Origin of the sequence: Natrialba sp. INN-245 (assembly GCF_009807105.1) — an archaeon.
GTDB classification, from domain to species: domain Archaea; phylum Halobacteriota; class Halobacteria; order Halobacteriales; family Natrialbaceae; genus Natrarchaeobius; species Natrarchaeobius swarupiae.
The window spans coordinates 57,536-73,812 of record NZ_WUBV01000063.1 but is presented as its reverse complement, the minus strand read 5'-3'; the positions used below and the strand labels follow the sequence as shown (position 1 = coordinate 73,812).

The window sequence follows — 16,277 nt, the reverse complement described above, 5'->3', positions numbered from 1 at the left end:
CGGCGGACGATGAATCGTGTATTCGGTCGGTACGACAGGTTACACGGAGGACGTTAGCGCCCACCCGATCATCGATCCCGTAGCTCGTGAATTTTCCGCAAATCCTGGTTCAACGTCCCGTAGTGATCGAGGAGATCCTGCACCGTCACGATACCGCAGACGTCGAGTTCCTCTACCACGACGAGCTTCTTGATACGCTCTTCTTGCATTCGTTTGACGGCAAACCGAATCCCGCGGGTCGGGTCGACCGTCTCGAGTGGATGACTCGCGACTGCTCGCGTCGGTATCTCCGCGAACGGTTTCCCCGACTTGTAGCCAGCCTCGATGAGATCCGATTCGGTGACGATGCCGTAGGGATCGCCGTCAGTCGTGATCACGACGCTCCCGACGTCGTGGCGAATCATCAGCTCCGCGACCCGCTGGAGCGACGTGGTGTTTTCACACGAGATGACGTCCTCGGTCATCACGTCCTGAATCTGGGCGCACATGACTCGACGTTGCGATCACGGCATAATGGTTCTTGTCCAGCGTTACGCTCGCAGGCGTGGTGCTGACGATCCGAAAACGACCGCTCGAGCAGCGCCCGAACACCCCATCCCTCGAGTCACTTCTCTTCGACGTGGCGGATCTCGCAGGCGATACCGCGCGTGCTCCCGGCCATCTCCCGGCCGAACATCTCCGCGCGACCGACGCCGAACGCCTTCGGCCCCTTGACGACGACCTCGTCGCCCACTCGAATGTCCTCGTCGGCGTCGACGACCCCCGGCGCGAGCACGCTGCCGTGGGGGACGAAGCCGTCGATCTCGACCCGCCGCACCGGGGCGTCGCTTTCGATCCACCGCTTTGCGCCCTCGAGCGTAAAGGAGAGCGTCCCGTACTGGGGCACCATCGTCGCGAGTTGGGTCTCCTCGCTGTCGCGGACCTGGATCTTCGGATACCGACTGGTCGTCCGGATATCCTCGAAGAGGTCGTCGCCCGCGCCGTCGCCGAGCAGGTAGTCCGCGATGGCCCGGACGGTGTTGTGCTCGCGCTCTCGTTTGGAGTACTTGAGTTCGCCCGACAGCGCCTCCGCGAGATTCGAAAGCGAGGTTTCGTCCGTCGGATGGCCGCCCCGCGGGACGGTGTAGGTGATATCGAGGCCCTCGCCCTCCCACCCGTCTTCGACGCGCTCGACGATGTCGCGGTAGCCCTCGTCGGGAACGTGGGCAACCACGTACGGGTAGGTGTCGGCGTTGCGCTCGAGGTACCGGCGAAGCACCTTCGCGACGAACTCCGTCTCGTCTTCGGACCACCGGCCCGTCACCACGGTGTCGTAGTGCTGGGCCGGGTAGGTCGTCTCGAGTTCCTGGGGAACGACGCCGATCGGACTGGTCATCGAGACGAGGTGGCCACGCCACTGGATGGCGTCGTGGAACTGCCGGTGGCTCTGTGACTCGCTGTAGGGTTTCGCGGCGGAACAGGGAACCAACACGAGCGGGTTCTTGAATCGGTTACGATAGCGCGAGGTGACGCGATCGGCGTAGCGCTGGATCTCCACCCGCCGGAGGGTGTCCTCGCTCGCCGCCGAGATCTGGGCGTCCCGGAGGATCGGGGTGCGTTCCTCGAGATAGCCCCACTGCGAGTCGAGTTCGCGCATCGCGGCCGTGAGCCACTGGTCGTGGCGGGCCTGCCCTTCGAGATAGTCCCGGAGTCGACCGTCACGAATCCGCCGGCGGACGATCCCCAGTTCGGCCTCGAGCGCGTTGGCGTTGTGCTCGGCACAGTCCTCGCGGGTGAACTCCTCGCGCGGTTTCTGGCACGCGGGACACGAACACGGCAGTTCCTCCAAGTCCTCTAAGAAGTACGCCTCGTCGGTCGTCAGATACCGCCCCTGGGTTCCCTTCACAACGGCGGCAGTCTCGTCGAACAGATCGACGCCGGCGTAGGCGAGCAGAGCGACGTTCCGTGGCGTCGCGACGCCCGAAAAGAGGAGGGCGGTGTCGGCTGGGGTCCCCTCTCGGACGGAGACGACGGCCTCGACGAGCGCCGCGCCGTGGCCGGTGATCGACTGGACGTCCGAGACGGCGTAGGCGTCGGTTCCGTGATCCGCTGGACCCTCACTCGAGATCACCGCGACGCTCGGGTAGTCGACGTCGGGGTACTCGACGGCGAACGACTCCCGGACCTCCTCGGCGGTGCCCCCGGGAAACCCTCGATGGGGCAGGACGGTGAGTTGCGACTCGTCGCCCTCGGGCACCTCTCGATCCGCGCTCCACAGCGATCCGGCGTCCGCTACGACGTCGTCGACGAGGGCAGGCGTCGTCCGCGGCGACTCGAGGCGAAGTTCGCCCACGCGAGCGGCCCCGTCGCGCTCGTGGACCTCGAAGTAATCGGTCATACCGAGTATGACCGGGGAGCGCGAAAGAGACTATCGGTCGCGGTCCGCATCACTGCCGCGTGGCTCCGCCCTCGCCGAGGCGAAACGCACACCCGACACGGCAGTACCCACGGACTTCGACTCGAGGCCGGTCCCGGAGACTCGACGAACTTCCGGCAGTTTGCGAGCGGTTCCAGAGCCGTTATCGGCTCTCGATCGAAATCGGGGGTATGCTCGAGGTCTCTGACTCCCTTCTCGGCGTCGGTCTGGCGATAGTCGGCGCGCTGGCGTTCGCGGGTCAGTTTCTCTTCGTCCGCCTGGGAACCGACGAGGGTGAGGTCGGGAACGCCGTATTGATCGTCTTGTTGTGTAACGTCGCACTCGTGGCCGCGCCGACGGTGATTTTGTACTCGCCGCCGTACTCCGCGCTGTTTACTCCCACCTCGTTCGCGTCGTTTGCGGCGGCCGGCATCCTGGGAATGTTCGTCGCGCGGCTGTTGATGTTCGAGAGCATCCAGCGTATCGGTGCGAGCCTGACCTCGCCAGTGATCGCCTCGAACGTCCTCTTCGCGACGATCTTCGCGGTCGCGCTGCTCGACGAGCGACTGACCGCGGTTCACTTCGCCGGCATCGTGCTGATCGTCGTCGGCCTGGCGGTCGTCTCCTGGGAGACCGCCGCGTCGACGAACACAAGCCAGTCGATCCGCGAGGCCGGCGCACCGCTCGCGTTGCCCCTCGCCGCCGCCGTCTGTATCGGCCTCGAGCCGATATTCGTCTCGACCGGGCTGGCGGCGGGGACCGCGGTCCTTCCCGGACTGACGGTGATGGCCGGAACGGCGACCGTCGGCTTCGCCGCGTACCTCGTGGTCACGCGATCGGTACGCCGGATCTCCCTCCGGAGCGCGTCGACGGCGTGGTACGTCGCCGCTGGCGTCTCCACGACGATCGGCTTCGTCGCCTACTTCGCCGCCCTCGAGGTCGCGCCGGTCGTCCTCGTCATGCCGCTGTTACAGCTGACGCCACTGCTCGTCGCGGGCCTCTCCGTCGTTTTCCTCCCCAGACGGCTCGAGCGGGTGACCTGGCGCGTCGGCGCGTCGGCGTTCGTCGTCGTGGTCGGTGCGACGGCCGTCTCGCTGTCGGGGTAAGGATACACTGAAAATACTGCTGGCCTGATAACGAGCGACTACGCGCGTTCGACGTACGTCGCCGTCGCGGACGTGTGGCCCCGGTTGAACGAGAGGACCTTGAACCGGATCACGTCGGTCGCCTCGATCCCCGGCGGGAGGTCCTCGACGAAGACGACGAACCCTTCGACCTTGCAGACCGCGTTGCGTTCCCCCGAGTGATGGTCGGAGAACTCGTAGACCGCGGACTCGTGGACGTCGCCGACCTCGACCGGTGGCTCACGCTCCTGTGCCTTCCGGTGGTGGTCCCAGGACTCGCGTTCGTCTGCCGACCGGCTTCCGCCTCGGAACCGCCTGATCAGCCAGGATCCGAAGACGACGGTTACGATCGCCCCGAGTATCAGCGACGCTGCGCCGAGCATACAGAACGTGGGCGTCGCTCGCCTCTTTGCTGTTCTGGTATCGGTATCCGACGGCGCTCCGCCGGTTCGGGCGACCGCGACCAACTCGCTATGTCACTCGTCACCGGCTTCGAAATCGATCCGGTCTACGCGTTCGGGAACCGACTCGAGGACGTCCTCGGGCCACCCGCGGTGGCCGAGCGTGAACTCGGTCTCCGGATTCGCCTCGACGAGTCGCCGGATTCCGTCGGCGGCGGCCCGAAGCGCCGACCGGTCCGTTCGATCGGGCACCTCCGCCGTCAGCGGGTAGCTCTTCGAGAGCGCCCGCGGGAACGGCCCGAACGGCGGTTCGACGCGCCAGGAGTCGTCGAACTCGTCGCCGCGGGCTGGACCACCCTCGGTCAGAAACACCGAGTCCGGGACGGAGAGACGCTCGAGTCGGCGATGGTGGCGCACCACTTCGGGTCGGCGGGCGCTCTCGTGGGAGACGTAGAAAAACGAGCCCTTCGAGACGGGGTCGGACCGCTCGAGTTGATCGGCGTGGTCGAGCAGCGTCCGGTAGCCGTCGAGCATCGTCGGGTGGGCGCGAGCGCGCTCCTCGACGAGTTCGAGCAGGTTTCCGGCGCGGATCGCCTGCTTGATCCGGCGGATCTCCGCGAAGGTGACGTGGAGGTTGTGGGCGGCGAGTTCCTCCTCGCGGCGCTCGTCGTCGAGTGCGCGGAGTTCCTCGGGGGAGTACTCCGTACAGACGGGACACGAACAGGGGAGATAGTCCAGGTCCTCGAGGTGGTGGGTGCCGCTGACGGTCAGGTACCGATCGTCTCGGGCGTACAGCGCGTACGCCGCGGAGTCGAACAGGTCACAGCCCATGGCGACGCCCAGCGCGAACATCATGGGGTGGCCGGCACCGAAGAGGTGGACTGGCGCGTCGGACCCTAGCCCTCGTTTTGCGCCCGCAACCACGTCGACCACGTCGTCGTAGCGGTAGTCGTTCATCAGCGGGACCACCGCCCCGACGGGGAAGACGTCGAGATTCGTCGCGTCGGCGTGGCGACCCGCCGCCTCGCGGAGGTCGGGATAAGTCGAGCCCTGGACGGGCGCGTTGACCAGCATCTCGCCGGTGTCGACCGTCTCGGCGATCTCGAGGCGCTCTTGGGTGGTCTCGAGTTCGCTCTCGGCGCGCTCGCGAGAGACGTCCGGCGGTGTCGGGATGTCGACCGGGGTTCCGATGTCGGAGCCGATCTCGTACTGGAACTCGAGGATCTCCTCGGTGGTGACGTCGATCTCGCCGTACTCTGCAAGCTGAAAGGAACCGGAGTCGGTCATGATCGCGCCGGGAAAGTCGAGCAGCTCGTGGAGGCCGTCGGCGAGTGCGCGCTCGCGGACGTCGTCGGTGCCGTAGACGATATAGGAGTTCGTGATGAGGATCTCGGCGCCGAACTCCTCGGCGAGCCGGCGGGGACTGATCGTGTCCAGGTTCGGGTTGATCACCGGGAGCAGTGCGGGCGTCTCGACGGTGACGTCGGCTCGTGGTACGGCGAGCCGACCGATTCGCCCACCTGCGTCGGTATCCCGGATTTCGAAGCACTCGCGCATCGGTCGTCAGTTGGTGTGTCCGACGTAAGTCAGTGAAGGTTTCCGATCGGGTCGTCCGGAGCCCGCTGCTCGTCACGCTCGTCCGGATAGCGGTGTAAGGAGAGCGTTCACCGATACCGGGATACGTCGTGGGGAACGCAAGCACAAGGGATAGGACCGTTTGTCCAGTCCGGTGCGTTTCGGTTTCGAGAGGGTTCGGTATTCCTGAACGTGGAAACCGGGATTACGAATCTGCGCTCGGTTTCAAATACCGCTTTTCTCCGGGATAATCTCGCAACAGTCGGGATGTTTTAGCCCGAAATGAGCTGTAGACCGGAGCGCAATGGCTTCACGAACGCACGCAATCGGTGTGGTGTTCGTCGCCCTGCTGGTTGCACTTGCGGGGGGTCCTGCCCTCGCCGGTGCGACGGCTGGCGCGAGCGACACCGGAGACACGAGCGCGACACTCGAGAACGTACAGGTCGGCGAACTCGACCTCGACGACGTCACCGTCGAGAACGCGACGATCGAGGAACTGAACGCCGATACCTTGGAGTTCGATTCCGAGGAACTCGAGGAGGAACTGGCAGAGAACGACGACATCGAGGCTGACGCGGACGACGAAACCGCGGATCAGCAAGACGATGCGAACGACGAGAACGGCGCTGACGACCTCGAGCAGGCAGAGGACGTGACGATCTCCGACATGGAGATCGACCAGCTCGAACTCGAGAACGTCTCGTTCACTGACCTCGACCTCGAGGAAGACGAGGTAGACGACGTCGACGAGGACGACAACGACGCTGACGAGGAGAACGGTGTCGATAACGAAGATGACGGAGTTGACGACAACGGCGTCGACAACGATGATAACGGCGTCGATGACGAGAACGACGTTGACGAGGACGACAACGGAGTCGGCGACGAAACCAACGGTCAGGACCTCATCGACGAGGACGCTGACGAACTCGTCGTCCAGGACCTCACTATCGAAGAGATGAACACCGAGAACCTAGTCATCGACGACCTGACGGTCGAGGGTGAAGGTGTCCTCGATCGGATCACCGGCTGGTTCGAGGGGCTGTTTGACGGTGACGAGGACGACGAGAACGACCAGGGCGACGCTGCGGCTGACGAGGACGACCAGCAGAACGGCGAGAACGACGGCGTCGTCGACGACGAAGACGAGAACGACGAAACCACCACGCAGGAGATCGATGATCTCACCATCGAGCAGTTCGACATCGACGACGTCTCGGTCGACACGATGACCATCGATACCCTCCAGGAAGCGGACGATGACGAGGTCGACGAGAACGATGTCGACGACGAAGCCGACGACGAGGATAACGATGCCATGACGAACGACAACGACGCCGACGACGAAGATAACGGTGTTGACGACAACGGCGTCGAAGATAACGACGCCATGACGAACGAGAACGACGTCGACGACGAAGATAACGGTGTTAACGACAACGGCGTCGACGACGAGGACGACACGACGACCGAAACCGTCACACAAGCCACCGCAACGTCGATGTCGATCGACGACATGAACGCAGACACCGTGACTATCGGTGACATGCAGGACTTAGAGGAGGTTACTGACGATGTCGAGGAAGACGACAACGGCGTCGATGACGACGACAACGCCATCGATGACGACGACAACGACGACAACGCCATCGATGACGACGACAACGACGAACAACAGTCGATCGCCATCCTGAACTGATCGACGCGGGGACGTATCGCCAGTTCACCATCGACCGACATCCACTATTTTGGGTCAGTACGGTACGATCGGCAACCAGCAGCCGCTGTCGGCGGCAGGCGGTTCCTGACGCGTTCCCTGCCTCCGGACGATCGGAGGTCCGACCCGTTCGTTCACCCCCGGCTCGAACCCCGAGTGATCGGTACCGTGCTTCGATCGTCTCGACGGCGAACTCACTCGGTGGACAGACGATAGTAGGAGAGCGCGAGAACCGTCCGACCGTCGCGGATATCACCCTCGAGGAGGGAACCGAGGAGTTCGTCGAACGGTATTGCAGTAACCCGGATACTCTCGTCGTCGTCGAGTTGCTGTTCGGCCGTCGGACGACAGCCGTGGGCGACGAAGACGTGTAAAACGGCGTCGGCGATTCCGTTCGCCGGTTCGACCGTGACTAGCGACTCGAGCCGATCGGCCTCGTAGCCCGTCTCCTCGGCGAGTTCGCGACGAGCCGCTGCCTCGAGATCGTCGTCGCCGGGTTCGGTGCCGCCGGCGGGGAGTCCGCGGTTGACTCGGTCGACGGCCTGTCGCCACTCTTCGATACAGACGACGTCGCCGTCGGGGGTAAGCGGGAGCACGCAGACGCTCGGCGGTTCGGAGAGATAGTCGAACTCGGTCTCGGTCCCGTCGGGAAGCTGAACGGATTCGTTAACGATATCGAAGCCAGGACAACTGTACGCTACCCGGCTCTCGAGGGTCTCCCAGGCGAGCGGATCTGCCGTCATAGGAGTCCGTACGCTGATGATCCTCAAAAGCGTCCCGTCACGTGGGCGGGTCGGAAACGCACCAGCTACCGGCAGGGAATGCGCCGGTGTACGATTCTCCGGCACCCGTTTCGGACACGATCGGTGGTGTACCTGCTCTATAACAAAACCACAGATCGGTGAACGTCGGTATTCAGAGGACGATCCATGGATCAGCTAACTGGATTTCAGCGCGACTTGCTGTACGTGATCGCAGGAAAAGACCGGCCGTCTGGACAGGAAATTCTCGACGACATCAACCGGTATATCGACCAACCGGTCACGCATGGCCGACTGTACCCAAATCTCGACACACTCGTCGAGAAAGAACTCGTCGAGAAAGGTCAACTGGACCGGCGGACGAACTACTACGCGTTGACGCCGAAAGGTCAACGGGTCTTACAGCGCCGACAGGAGTGGGTCGATCAATACGTCGACGTCTAACACCTTCCCGTATCGACTGTCACTCCTTCACACGTGATAGAATTGCGTCGTGTACACCGACACACGAGCGAGTATCGTACTCTCTCGAGGGTATCTTGCTGGTTCTCATGGCAGCGCGGATGCCACGCCAAACCTCCCGGTCCGAGCGTGAGTTCACGAGAAGAGCCTAGGCCGGGATTTGAACCCGGGCTCTCGTCCTTACCAAGGACGCGCTTTACCGCTAAGCTACCCAGGCGCGCAACTGTTCGTTGACTCGAGTCGTCTTTATGGGTTTCGATTCGCCGCCGGGCGTGGGGACGGTTCGCTTGCTCGAGTCGCTCACGGATCCGTCGCGGAAGTGGCTCTGTCGGTGGTGTGGTCCTCGAGCGAGCGCTCGGAGGGCAAACGGGCGAACGCGCCGCGGCACTTCTCGACCGGTGGGAACGACGGCGCGAAGTCGTCGGCCAGATCGTCGGCGGTCGAGAGCAATCGCGGCGAGGGCGTCTCGTCTGCGGCGGCCGCGCCGGTGAGCACGGCGAGTTCGAGGACGTCGCGCTCTAAGTTCGCGTCGAGGTCGGCGGGATCGCCGCCGGGTCCGTCGGCGCGGATGAGGTCGTCACGTTCGGTTTGATCGCGGCCGAACGCCTGGACCGTTCGGACGGCCTTTCCGGCGGCGTCTGTGCGGGCGAGCAGGTAGAACCCGCGGGCGACGAGGATGTCGGCGGCGAGGATCTCGAGGTCCCCGTTTCCGTCGTCGTGGGGTTCGCCGTCATCGTGCCAGGGCTCCTCGTGGGCGAGCGTTCGGGTCAGCCGTAGCCCCTCGTAGATGAGTTGGACGCCGGCGGCGTGAGTGAGTACACCTTCCGTGCTCGAATCGGTGCGGACACCGTCCTCGCTGTCCGATCGCGTCTCGATTCCGGCGGTCGTCTCGCGAGTGGCGACACCGGCGCTCTCGATCGTGAGCACGCCGGGGACCATCGACGCGTCTTCGAGGATGGTTTCGACGAGATCGTGCAACCGCGGTGGTTCGACGTCCGCAACGGCTTCGACGGCGGCACGCCGACAGTCGTCGGCCTCTTCCATTAGCGGGATCTTACGAGGGGGGAAGCAAAGACCTTTGGAAACGCTCGATCGACTCGAGTCATGATCGACGCCGAGGTCGACGCCGACCGATCGATCCGCACCGTCACGCTCGACCGTCCCGCCGCGAGAAACGCCTTGACCGTCGACGGCCTCGAGGCACTCGAGCGGTCGATCGCCGACGCCGACGAGTCAGTGGTCGTCCTCCGCGGGCGTGGCCCGGCGTTCTGTGCGGGGGCGGATCTCGAGGCCGTTGCCGCCCTCGAGGGCGACCGCGAAGCTGCGATCGAGTTCGCTCGTCTCGGCCAGCGGGTCGCTCGCGCGATCGAGGCGTCGCCGGCGGTCGTCGTCGCCGGGATCGACGGCCCCGTCCGCGGCGGCGGGCTGGAACTCGCACTCGCCTGTGACGTTCGGGTCGGCACGCCGGAGTCGACCTACGGCGAACCCGGCGTCACCTTCGGACTGTTCGGTGCCTGGGGCGGGACGGTCCGCCTCCCTCGACTGGTCGGCGAGGGAAACGCTCTCGAGTTCGCACTCACGGGGAGAGTCGTCGACGCCGAAGAGGCCCTGCGACTCGGGCTGATCTCGCGGCTCGAGAGCGATCCCCGGACGGTGGCACTCGAGATCGCCGACAACGCCCCCGACGCCTGTGCGGTACTGAAACGTCGGATTCGGGACGACGGCGACCGCGAGACGCAGGAACGACGCGAGGCCGAGGCGTTCGGTGATCTCGTGGCAACTCACGCGGACGATATCGACACGATGTTCGAGTGAGACGGTCCGCTGTGACTGGCCCGGGGTTTCCCCCTCCAGTAAACGCAGAGGAACCAATATGTCCGCTGGAACGACCGTTATCCTGTCGGCGGACCAGATATTGTCGAATGGTGGCATAGCACACGAACCCTCTTGTACGACTCGAGGAATGGACGATTATGACCACGCCCGCGTTTCTCTCCGACGACCGCGTCACCCTCCGTCCGATCGAGGAAGAGGACCTCGAGTTCCTCCAGGAGTGGATCAACGACCCGCGGATCTGGCGGGCGATCGGCCGACAGACGCCGGTCAACCAGGCACAAGAACGGGAGTTCTTCGAGGAGGTCGTCTGCGGGGACGAGACGATCGACTTTCTCGTCGACGTCGACGGAACGCGCGTCGGGATCGTCGGCTTCAATTCGATCGTCTGGCAGGCACGGCGCGCGGAGATCGGCTACTGGCTCGCGCCCGACCACCACGACCAGGGCTACGGCACGGAGGCCGTCGAACTGGTCGTCGCCTACGGCTTCGACCAACTCGGATTCCACCGGATCGAGGCTCGCGTCTTCGAGTTCAACGAGCCCTCACAGCGACTGCTCGAGTCGATCGGCTTCTCGAGGGAGGGCGTCCATCGCGACGCGTGGTTCGCCGACGGCGAGCATCAGGATACGTACTGGTACGGCTTACTCGCCGACGAGTGGCGGAACGGTCGGAAGTAGCGGTCTTCGACGCCCTCTCGCTCGAGTACTGACTACAGCAGAGCCGTCGGTGAACGCACTGTGGAGTCGTCGATAGTGTTCGATCGCCCGACCAGCGGTCCGTCTCACTCGAGTGGTTCGGGTGCCGGCGGGGCGTTGCGTTTGTGTTCGCTCCGCTCGTACAGTCCGCGGACCATCTCGACGGTCTCGGCGTCGACCTCGAGTTCGCGGGCGGTGGCGTCGACCGACAGCGGGCCGTCGACGTGGGTCGCGAGGATGGCGTCGAGGGTGTCGTACGCGACCCCGAGTTCGTCCTCGTCGGTCTGGTCGGCCCAGAGTTCGGCGGTGGCGGTTTTCGCGGCGAGATCTTCGGCGACGCCGACGTGGCGGGCGAGTTGACGGACCTGCTGTTTGTAGAGGTTTCCGATTGGATGACAGTCGACTGCGCCGTCGCCGTACTTGGTGAAGTAGCCGACGGCGGCCTCGCTGCGGTTTCCGGTACCGACGACGAGTCGGTTCTCGTGGTTGGCGACGAGGTAGTTCAGCACGCCTCGAATCCGGGCTCTCGCGTTCCCGGTGGCCACGTGGTCGCCCTCGGCTTCGGGGTAGACCGAGAGCAGCGAGTCGACGATCGGCTCGATCTCGATTACGTCGTAGCCGATCTCGAGGTCTTGGGCGACCCGTTCGGCGTCGCTCATGTTCTCGTCGCTGCTGACCGTCGCCGGAAGGACGAGTCCGTGGACGTTCTCTGCCCCGAGTGCCTCGACGGTGAGGTAGCCGGTGAGCGTGCTGTCGATTCCGCCCGAGAGACCGAGGACGGCCCCGTCGGCACCCGCTGCGTCGGTGCTGTCGCGGACGAACTCGAGGATGTGTTCGCGTCGTCGTTCCAGTTCCTCCTCCGAGAAGCGAAGGTCGATCATCGACCATCGATACGGTCTGCCTGTCCTAATAGGCTCGTGTCTCCGGAAAAAAGTGGGCGAACGTAAATCTATCATCCCGGTTCGTCCGGGGACCGCTCGAGAGCACTACGTTGAACTGTGTCGATGCAGTAAATTCGAATACTACACGCGCCGGTGGTGAGCAAATCCAATGGAGTTGCGATCCTCGGCGCGCGAGGAAGATATGACGAGCGCGCCGGTGGTGAGCCGAGCGAAGCGAGGCGAAGGTCGATAGACGAACAGAGTGAGCCCGGCCGGCGCATCCGTTTTTCTGCAACAGGTAACTCGTCCGAGAGCTGGAAGCTGGCGCGTGAGATTATGAGAGCACGCTATAACGAGGGCGGAAAGAGCGTTCGACTCGCGTGGCAACGAGGAGTAACCACACCCTCCCCAGCCGATTCGCTCGGTCACGTCGTTCCCTCGCTCATCCCTCGCGAAGTTGGTCTGCGGTTCGTCGGTGACTCACCACAGTCCAGCGCGCCATCAAAAAATCCTACCCGTGTAACGCCCGAACAACGGTGTATCGCCCGAACTGATCGGTTTCGAAATCAACGCGAACCGTTTCCGATACGCGCCACTGTGACTACAGGTAGCCCAACAGCGTCCCGACCAGGACGAACGTCCACGTGGCGACGCCGACGACGACCATATCGTTCAGCCTCGAGTCGCGAGTCGCGCGTTTGGCCGCGCCGCCGGCGATTAGCCCGAGTGCGACGACGACGAGCGCCCGCTGGAAGACGACGTCGATCGGGAGGACGTCGACGCCGAGGAGGCCGTAGTCGAGCCAGATCGCGACCGCGAGCGAGGTCGATGCTGCCAGCGCGGCGTCGAGTCGGCGCTCGAGTCCGCCGGCGATGGCGTAGGTCGCGATGGGGAGTCCGAGTGCGATCACGGGGTACAGCAACGCGGCGATCGCGTGGACGGAGAGGAAGCCGGCGGAGCGATCGAGGGCGATCCCGGCGATTCGGACGCCGAGGACGATCGTCAGGATCGTTCCCGCGAGGATCAGGTGTCGCGCCTCGAGGCGGGCGTAGGCGGCCGCCAGACGGGCGCGGTCGGAGTCGCTCAGTGTTCCGTCGACCTCGTGTTCGGCCCGCTCGAGGACGCCGGCTCGCTCGGTCTGTAGTGGGGATCCCGCTCGAGCGGTGCGAGAATCGCGTCTCCGACGTGCAGCGAGTCCGACCGCGACCGGTGTGAGCGCCATCGCGGCGAGGTCGACCTTGGTAGCCCAGCCGTCGGCGTCAGAGGGGCCGGCGTTGTCGAGGTAGATTCGCTGGACGTCTTCCTGGATGTCGACGCTCGGGATCGCCATCAGGTCGGCCTCGAGTCGCGACTGGGCGTCTTCGACGCCGTCGACCCGGTGGCGGAGGGTGAACCAGTCGAAGTGTTCGGAGTGAGTTTGCATGACGACCCATCGGTCGTCGGGGTTCGGACTCTCGTAGAGGCGAATGTGATACCGGTAGCCGTAGTACTCGCCGTCCTCGAGTTGCGTGGTTTCGGTCGTCCAGTACGTGTCCTCGTCGGGGCCGGGATCGACGTAGGCGTATCGGGTCGTTCCGTCCGCTTCGGACCACGGAATGTCAGTCGGGGAGACGGGACGAATCTCGTCGACGGTCGTGTTCGCCTCTCCTTCGCCGTCGGGATCCATCGCGGAACCGTTCTCGGGGCCACCGGGCTCGAAGAGCTCTTCCGCTTCGAAGTGGTCGTGTTCGGCTTCTTCCCAGTCGCCCTCGCCGTGTCGTGCCAACAAGCGGACGACGCGGTCGGTGTCGCCGCGGACGACGACGTTGAGCGGGCTTCGTTTCTCGTGAGCCTCCTGGGCATTGAGATACGGCCAGAAGCCGCTATCGCTGTCCTCGAACGAGACGATCTCCGGTTCGGCTCGCTCTTTTTCTTCCGGTGTGATCTCCTCCGTCGACGGCGAGAACAGAAGCGAGGGACCACCGACAAGCAGAAACGCGACCGCCAGCAGAGCCGTCGCGATCACGATCGAGCGGCGCATGCACTCGCACTAGCGACGCCTTACATATCAATTTGATCGAAACGATAGCGCCGTCGTTTCGCTCTCTCGAGACGTCTGCGGTCCGACGTACGTCAGGGACCGGCGTGGCCGCGCCTCGCGTTGTAGCCAGTGCCGGAAAACCCGACTGCCGGTAACCCCAGAAGCGAGCCGTTTCAGGCGTCGACGTCCGGTCCGACGGTTGTCACCGGGACCGACGCGGTTCGGACGACGCGCTGGGAGACGCTGCCAACGACGTTGTTCTCGTAGTCGTCGCCGCTCGTTCCCATGACGATCAGGTCGGCACCGATCTCGTCGGCGTAGTCGACGATACACTCGGCGGGGTGGCCCGTGTCGATCGCTGTCTCCACTTCAAGACCCGCCTCGTCGGCGCGGGTCGCCGCCTCGTCGGTCGCCTCGAGTGCGTTCGCACGGAGGTCGTCGCGGACGGCCTCGACGCGGTCGTCACCCAGGACGAGGAACGCGCGGTCGTCGACGACGGAGAGGACGTGTAACGTCGCGTCTCGGGTGGTCGCAGCGTCGATCGCGTGAGTTGTGACGGTTTCGGCGTGGTCGCTCCCGTCCGTGGCAAAGAGGATCGTATCGTACATCTAGGTGCCACTACTCGCGCGAAGGGACAAGAACTTCGCTATCGACTCGACTCGCTGGGAACGAGTGTCGACCCTGCGAGTGGGGTGAATCGTTCCGACGAGGAACGCCGACAGGTCAGGGTTTCCAACTCAGTTCGATCGAGACGCTCTCGCGTTTCCCGCGAAACATCGTCGAGCGTTCGATCACGTCGACCGAGAGGTCGACACCGTCCGGCGGCTCGAGGTCGACCGTCTTGTTTCCGACTCTGATGCGGACCGTTCCCTCGTCCCCGCCGAACGCCGTAGCGAGGTGTTCGAAGTACGTTGCGACCTCCTCGCGCGTGAGCGTCTCGTCGGCCGTCGTCCGTTGGGCCATGGTTTGGTGTGGCAAACGGCTCTAAAAAAGTATGGGGTGCGAACGGCTGACAATCGAACGTTACCGATCGCTCGCGCCGAGTATCGTTCAGAACAGGTTTCCCTGCTGATAGACGGAGATCCCCTCACCGGTGATCTCGTAGGGCTTTTTCTCCCGCGAGTGGTTCGCGTCGCGGATCTTCTGGATCTCGATCGCGAGTCGCGTCTCCCGGAAGTCGTTCGGGCGGACGTACTGCAGGACGAAGACGCCGTCGGTGAGGTACTCGACGATCCCGTGGCGGGAGGCGTAGGGATTGTCGTCTGCGGCCTCACTCGTCAACAGCGACGTGACGCCGGCGTCTTTCAGGCTCTTAGCGAAGCTGAAGATCTCGTTTCGGCGTTTCGCCTGGTCGTCGTACATCATCTCGAGCAACGACACCGAGTCGAGGACGAGTCGTGAAGCACCGAACTCTTCGATGAGCGTCGGCAGTTCGGACCCGATCGATCCGAGGCTATGAGCCAACTCGACGGGATTCAAGTCGACGATCGCGAGGCGACCATCCTCGACGTGTTCGTCGAAGGCGAACCCCTTTTCCGTCGCGCTGTTGATCACGCGCTCCCGACTCTCCTCTAAGGCGATGAACACCGCCCGTTCGCCCTGTTGGAGGCCGCACTCGAGAAACTGGAGCCCGAACGTCGTCTTCCCCGTACCGGCGCTCCCGATGGCCACCATGAGCGATCGCTCCGGGACGCCACCCTGGATCATCCGGTCGAGACCGTCGACGCCGAGATCGATCCGCGGCAGATCCGTGTCGGGGTCCTCCTCGAAGTCGGGGTCGTCACCGCCGAGCTCGAAGTCGATATCCGAAAACCCGGCGGGTGAACCGCTCTGGCCACCACCGGTGGCGGCTGGTGCGTTCTCGAGTGCCGAGCCGAAGTCCTCGTCGAACAGGGTGTCGCTATCGTTACTGTCGGATTCGTCGCTGTCTGTCTCGCGTCTCTTGTCGTCCTCGCTGCGTTTCCCGCCGTGGCCTCTGTCACCGGTCTCGGGACCGCTTCCGTGGCTCCCGTCGACGAACTCGAGGTCGATCTCGGTGCCGTGCGATTCGTCCCCGCGGTCGTGTTCACCGGTTGTCTCCTCCCGATCGCCCGTCTCCGCGGTAGTGTCTGCGTCGCCCGTATCGCCGTCAGCCACGTCGTCATCGTCGCCTTCTGTGGCGAGCGCCCGCTCGAACCAGTCGTCGTGGTCGGTCACGGGCAGCCTCCGGCAGTTGTCGCGTCCGTGCACGTGACGTACGCGCGCTGCTGACCGACAGCTGTCCGCGCCTCGAGCGTCTCCGTCCGAGCGCGGAGCGTACGGGAGACGGTGACCGTCCGTGACGAATCGTTCACTCGTCTAAAATGTGTTCAGCCGGCGTAATGTCGTTTCCGGCCGTGGCGCTCGAGAGGCGTGGCTTTTTGACCCCGGA

16 protein-coding genes and 1 tRNA gene are annotated in these 16,277 nt (G+C 64.3%); 5 read left to right on the top strand and 12 right to left on the bottom strand.

Annotated features, from left to right (window positions below):
• Positions 1–68: 68 nt before the first annotated feature.
• Positions 69–488, bottom strand: a complete 420-nt coding sequence (locus tag GRS80_RS16895; protein ID WP_160048579.1) for a CBS domain-containing protein — start codon at positions 486–488, stop codon at positions 69–71.
• 116 nt (positions 489–604) lie between these two features.
• Positions 605–2,377: an archaeosine synthase subunit alpha gene (arcS, locus tag GRS80_RS16890; RefSeq protein WP_160048578.1), complete on the bottom strand. Its 1,773-nt coding sequence runs from the start codon at positions 2,375–2,377 to the stop codon at positions 605–607.
• A 209-nt stretch (positions 2,378–2,586) separates the two neighbouring features.
• Between arcS and GRS80_RS16885 the strand changes: the two genes are divergently transcribed.
• A complete protein-coding gene (locus GRS80_RS16885) occupies positions 2,587–3,501 on the top strand; it encodes a DMT family transporter (protein WP_160048577.1) in 915 nt (304 codons plus the stop codon).
• Between the two features lie 38 nt (positions 3,502–3,539).
• Here the strand turns inward: GRS80_RS16885 and GRS80_RS16880 are convergent, their stop codons facing one another.
• Positions 3,540–3,902, bottom strand: coding sequence for an RNA-binding protein (locus GRS80_RS16880; RefSeq protein WP_160048576.1), 363 nt, complete (start codon positions 3,900–3,902; stop codon positions 3,540–3,542).
• A gap of 93 nt (positions 3,903–3,995) precedes the next feature.
• Positions 3,996–5,477, bottom strand: a complete 1,482-nt coding sequence (gene tgtA / locus GRS80_RS16875) for a tRNA guanosine(15) transglycosylase TgtA (RefSeq protein ID WP_160048575.1) — start codon at positions 5,475–5,477, stop codon at positions 3,996–3,998.
• Between the two features lie 322 nt (positions 5,478–5,799).
• Between tgtA and GRS80_RS16870 the strand changes: the two genes are divergently transcribed.
• Positions 5,800–7,194 (top strand): hypothetical protein, encoded by a 1,395-nt coding sequence (locus GRS80_RS16870; RefSeq protein ID WP_160048574.1) that lies wholly within the window; start codon positions 5,800–5,802, stop codon positions 7,192–7,194.
• Positions 7,195–7,406: 212 nt separating this feature from the next.
• Here the strand turns inward: GRS80_RS16870 and GRS80_RS16865 are convergent, their stop codons facing one another.
• Positions 7,407–7,955, bottom strand: a complete 549-nt coding sequence (locus tag GRS80_RS16865) for an NUDIX hydrolase (RefSeq protein ID WP_160048573.1) — start codon at positions 7,953–7,955, stop codon at positions 7,407–7,409.
• A gap of 186 nt (positions 7,956–8,141) precedes the next feature.
• On the opposite strand from GRS80_RS16865, the gene GRS80_RS16860 reads away from it, so the two are divergent.
• Positions 8,142–8,417 (top strand): PadR family transcriptional regulator, encoded by a 276-nt coding sequence (locus tag GRS80_RS16860; RefSeq protein ID WP_149080254.1) that lies wholly within the window; start codon positions 8,142–8,144, stop codon positions 8,415–8,417.
• A 163-nt stretch (positions 8,418–8,580) separates the two neighbouring features.
• On the opposite strand, the gene GRS80_RS16855 is transcribed toward GRS80_RS16860, so the two are convergent.
• Positions 8,581–8,652, bottom strand: a tRNA-Thr gene (locus GRS80_RS16855).
• A gap of 83 nt (positions 8,653–8,735) precedes the next feature.
• Complete coding sequence (locus tag GRS80_RS16850; protein WP_160048572.1) at positions 8,736–9,479, bottom strand: hypothetical protein; 744 nt, start codon at positions 9,477–9,479, stop codon at positions 8,736–8,738.
• A gap of 60 nt (positions 9,480–9,539) precedes the next feature.
• Between GRS80_RS16850 and GRS80_RS16845 the strand changes: the two genes are divergently transcribed.
• Complete coding sequence (locus GRS80_RS16845; RefSeq protein ID WP_160048571.1) at positions 9,540–10,250, top strand: enoyl-CoA hydratase/isomerase family protein; 711 nt, start codon at positions 9,540–9,542, stop codon at positions 10,248–10,250.
• Positions 10,251–10,408: 158 nt separating this feature from the next.
• Positions 10,409–10,948, top strand: coding sequence for a GNAT family protein (locus GRS80_RS16840; RefSeq protein WP_160048570.1), 540 nt, complete (start codon positions 10,409–10,411; stop codon positions 10,946–10,948).
• A 104-nt stretch (positions 10,949–11,052) separates the two neighbouring features.
• Here GRS80_RS16840 and GRS80_RS16835 read toward each other — a convergent pair whose 3' ends face one another.
• From GRS80_RS16835 to GRS80_RS16815, 5 genes are all read right to left on the bottom strand, one after another.
• Positions 11,053–11,847, bottom strand: coding sequence for an NAD+ synthase (locus tag GRS80_RS16835; protein ID WP_160048569.1), 795 nt, complete (start codon positions 11,845–11,847; stop codon positions 11,053–11,055).
• A gap of 601 nt (positions 11,848–12,448) precedes the next feature.
• A complete protein-coding gene (locus GRS80_RS16830; protein WP_160048568.1) occupies positions 12,449–13,867 on the bottom strand; it encodes a hypothetical protein in 1,419 nt (472 codons plus the stop codon).
• A 173-nt stretch (positions 13,868–14,040) separates the two neighbouring features.
• Entirely contained in the window at positions 14,041–14,475 is a 435-nt protein-coding gene (locus GRS80_RS16825) for a universal stress protein (RefSeq protein WP_160048567.1), read from the bottom strand.
• A gap of 115 nt (positions 14,476–14,590) precedes the next feature.
• Positions 14,591–14,830: an amphi-Trp domain-containing protein gene (locus GRS80_RS16820; protein WP_149080268.1), complete on the bottom strand. Its 240-nt coding sequence runs from the start codon at positions 14,828–14,830 to the stop codon at positions 14,591–14,593.
• Between the two features lie 87 nt (positions 14,831–14,917).
• The gene (locus GRS80_RS16815; RefSeq protein WP_343161618.1) at positions 14,918–16,063 is read right to left on the bottom strand and encodes a KaiC domain-containing protein; all 1,146 of its coding nucleotides are present in this window, start codon (positions 16,061–16,063) and stop codon (positions 14,918–14,920) included.
• Positions 16,064–16,277 lie beyond the last annotated feature (214 nt).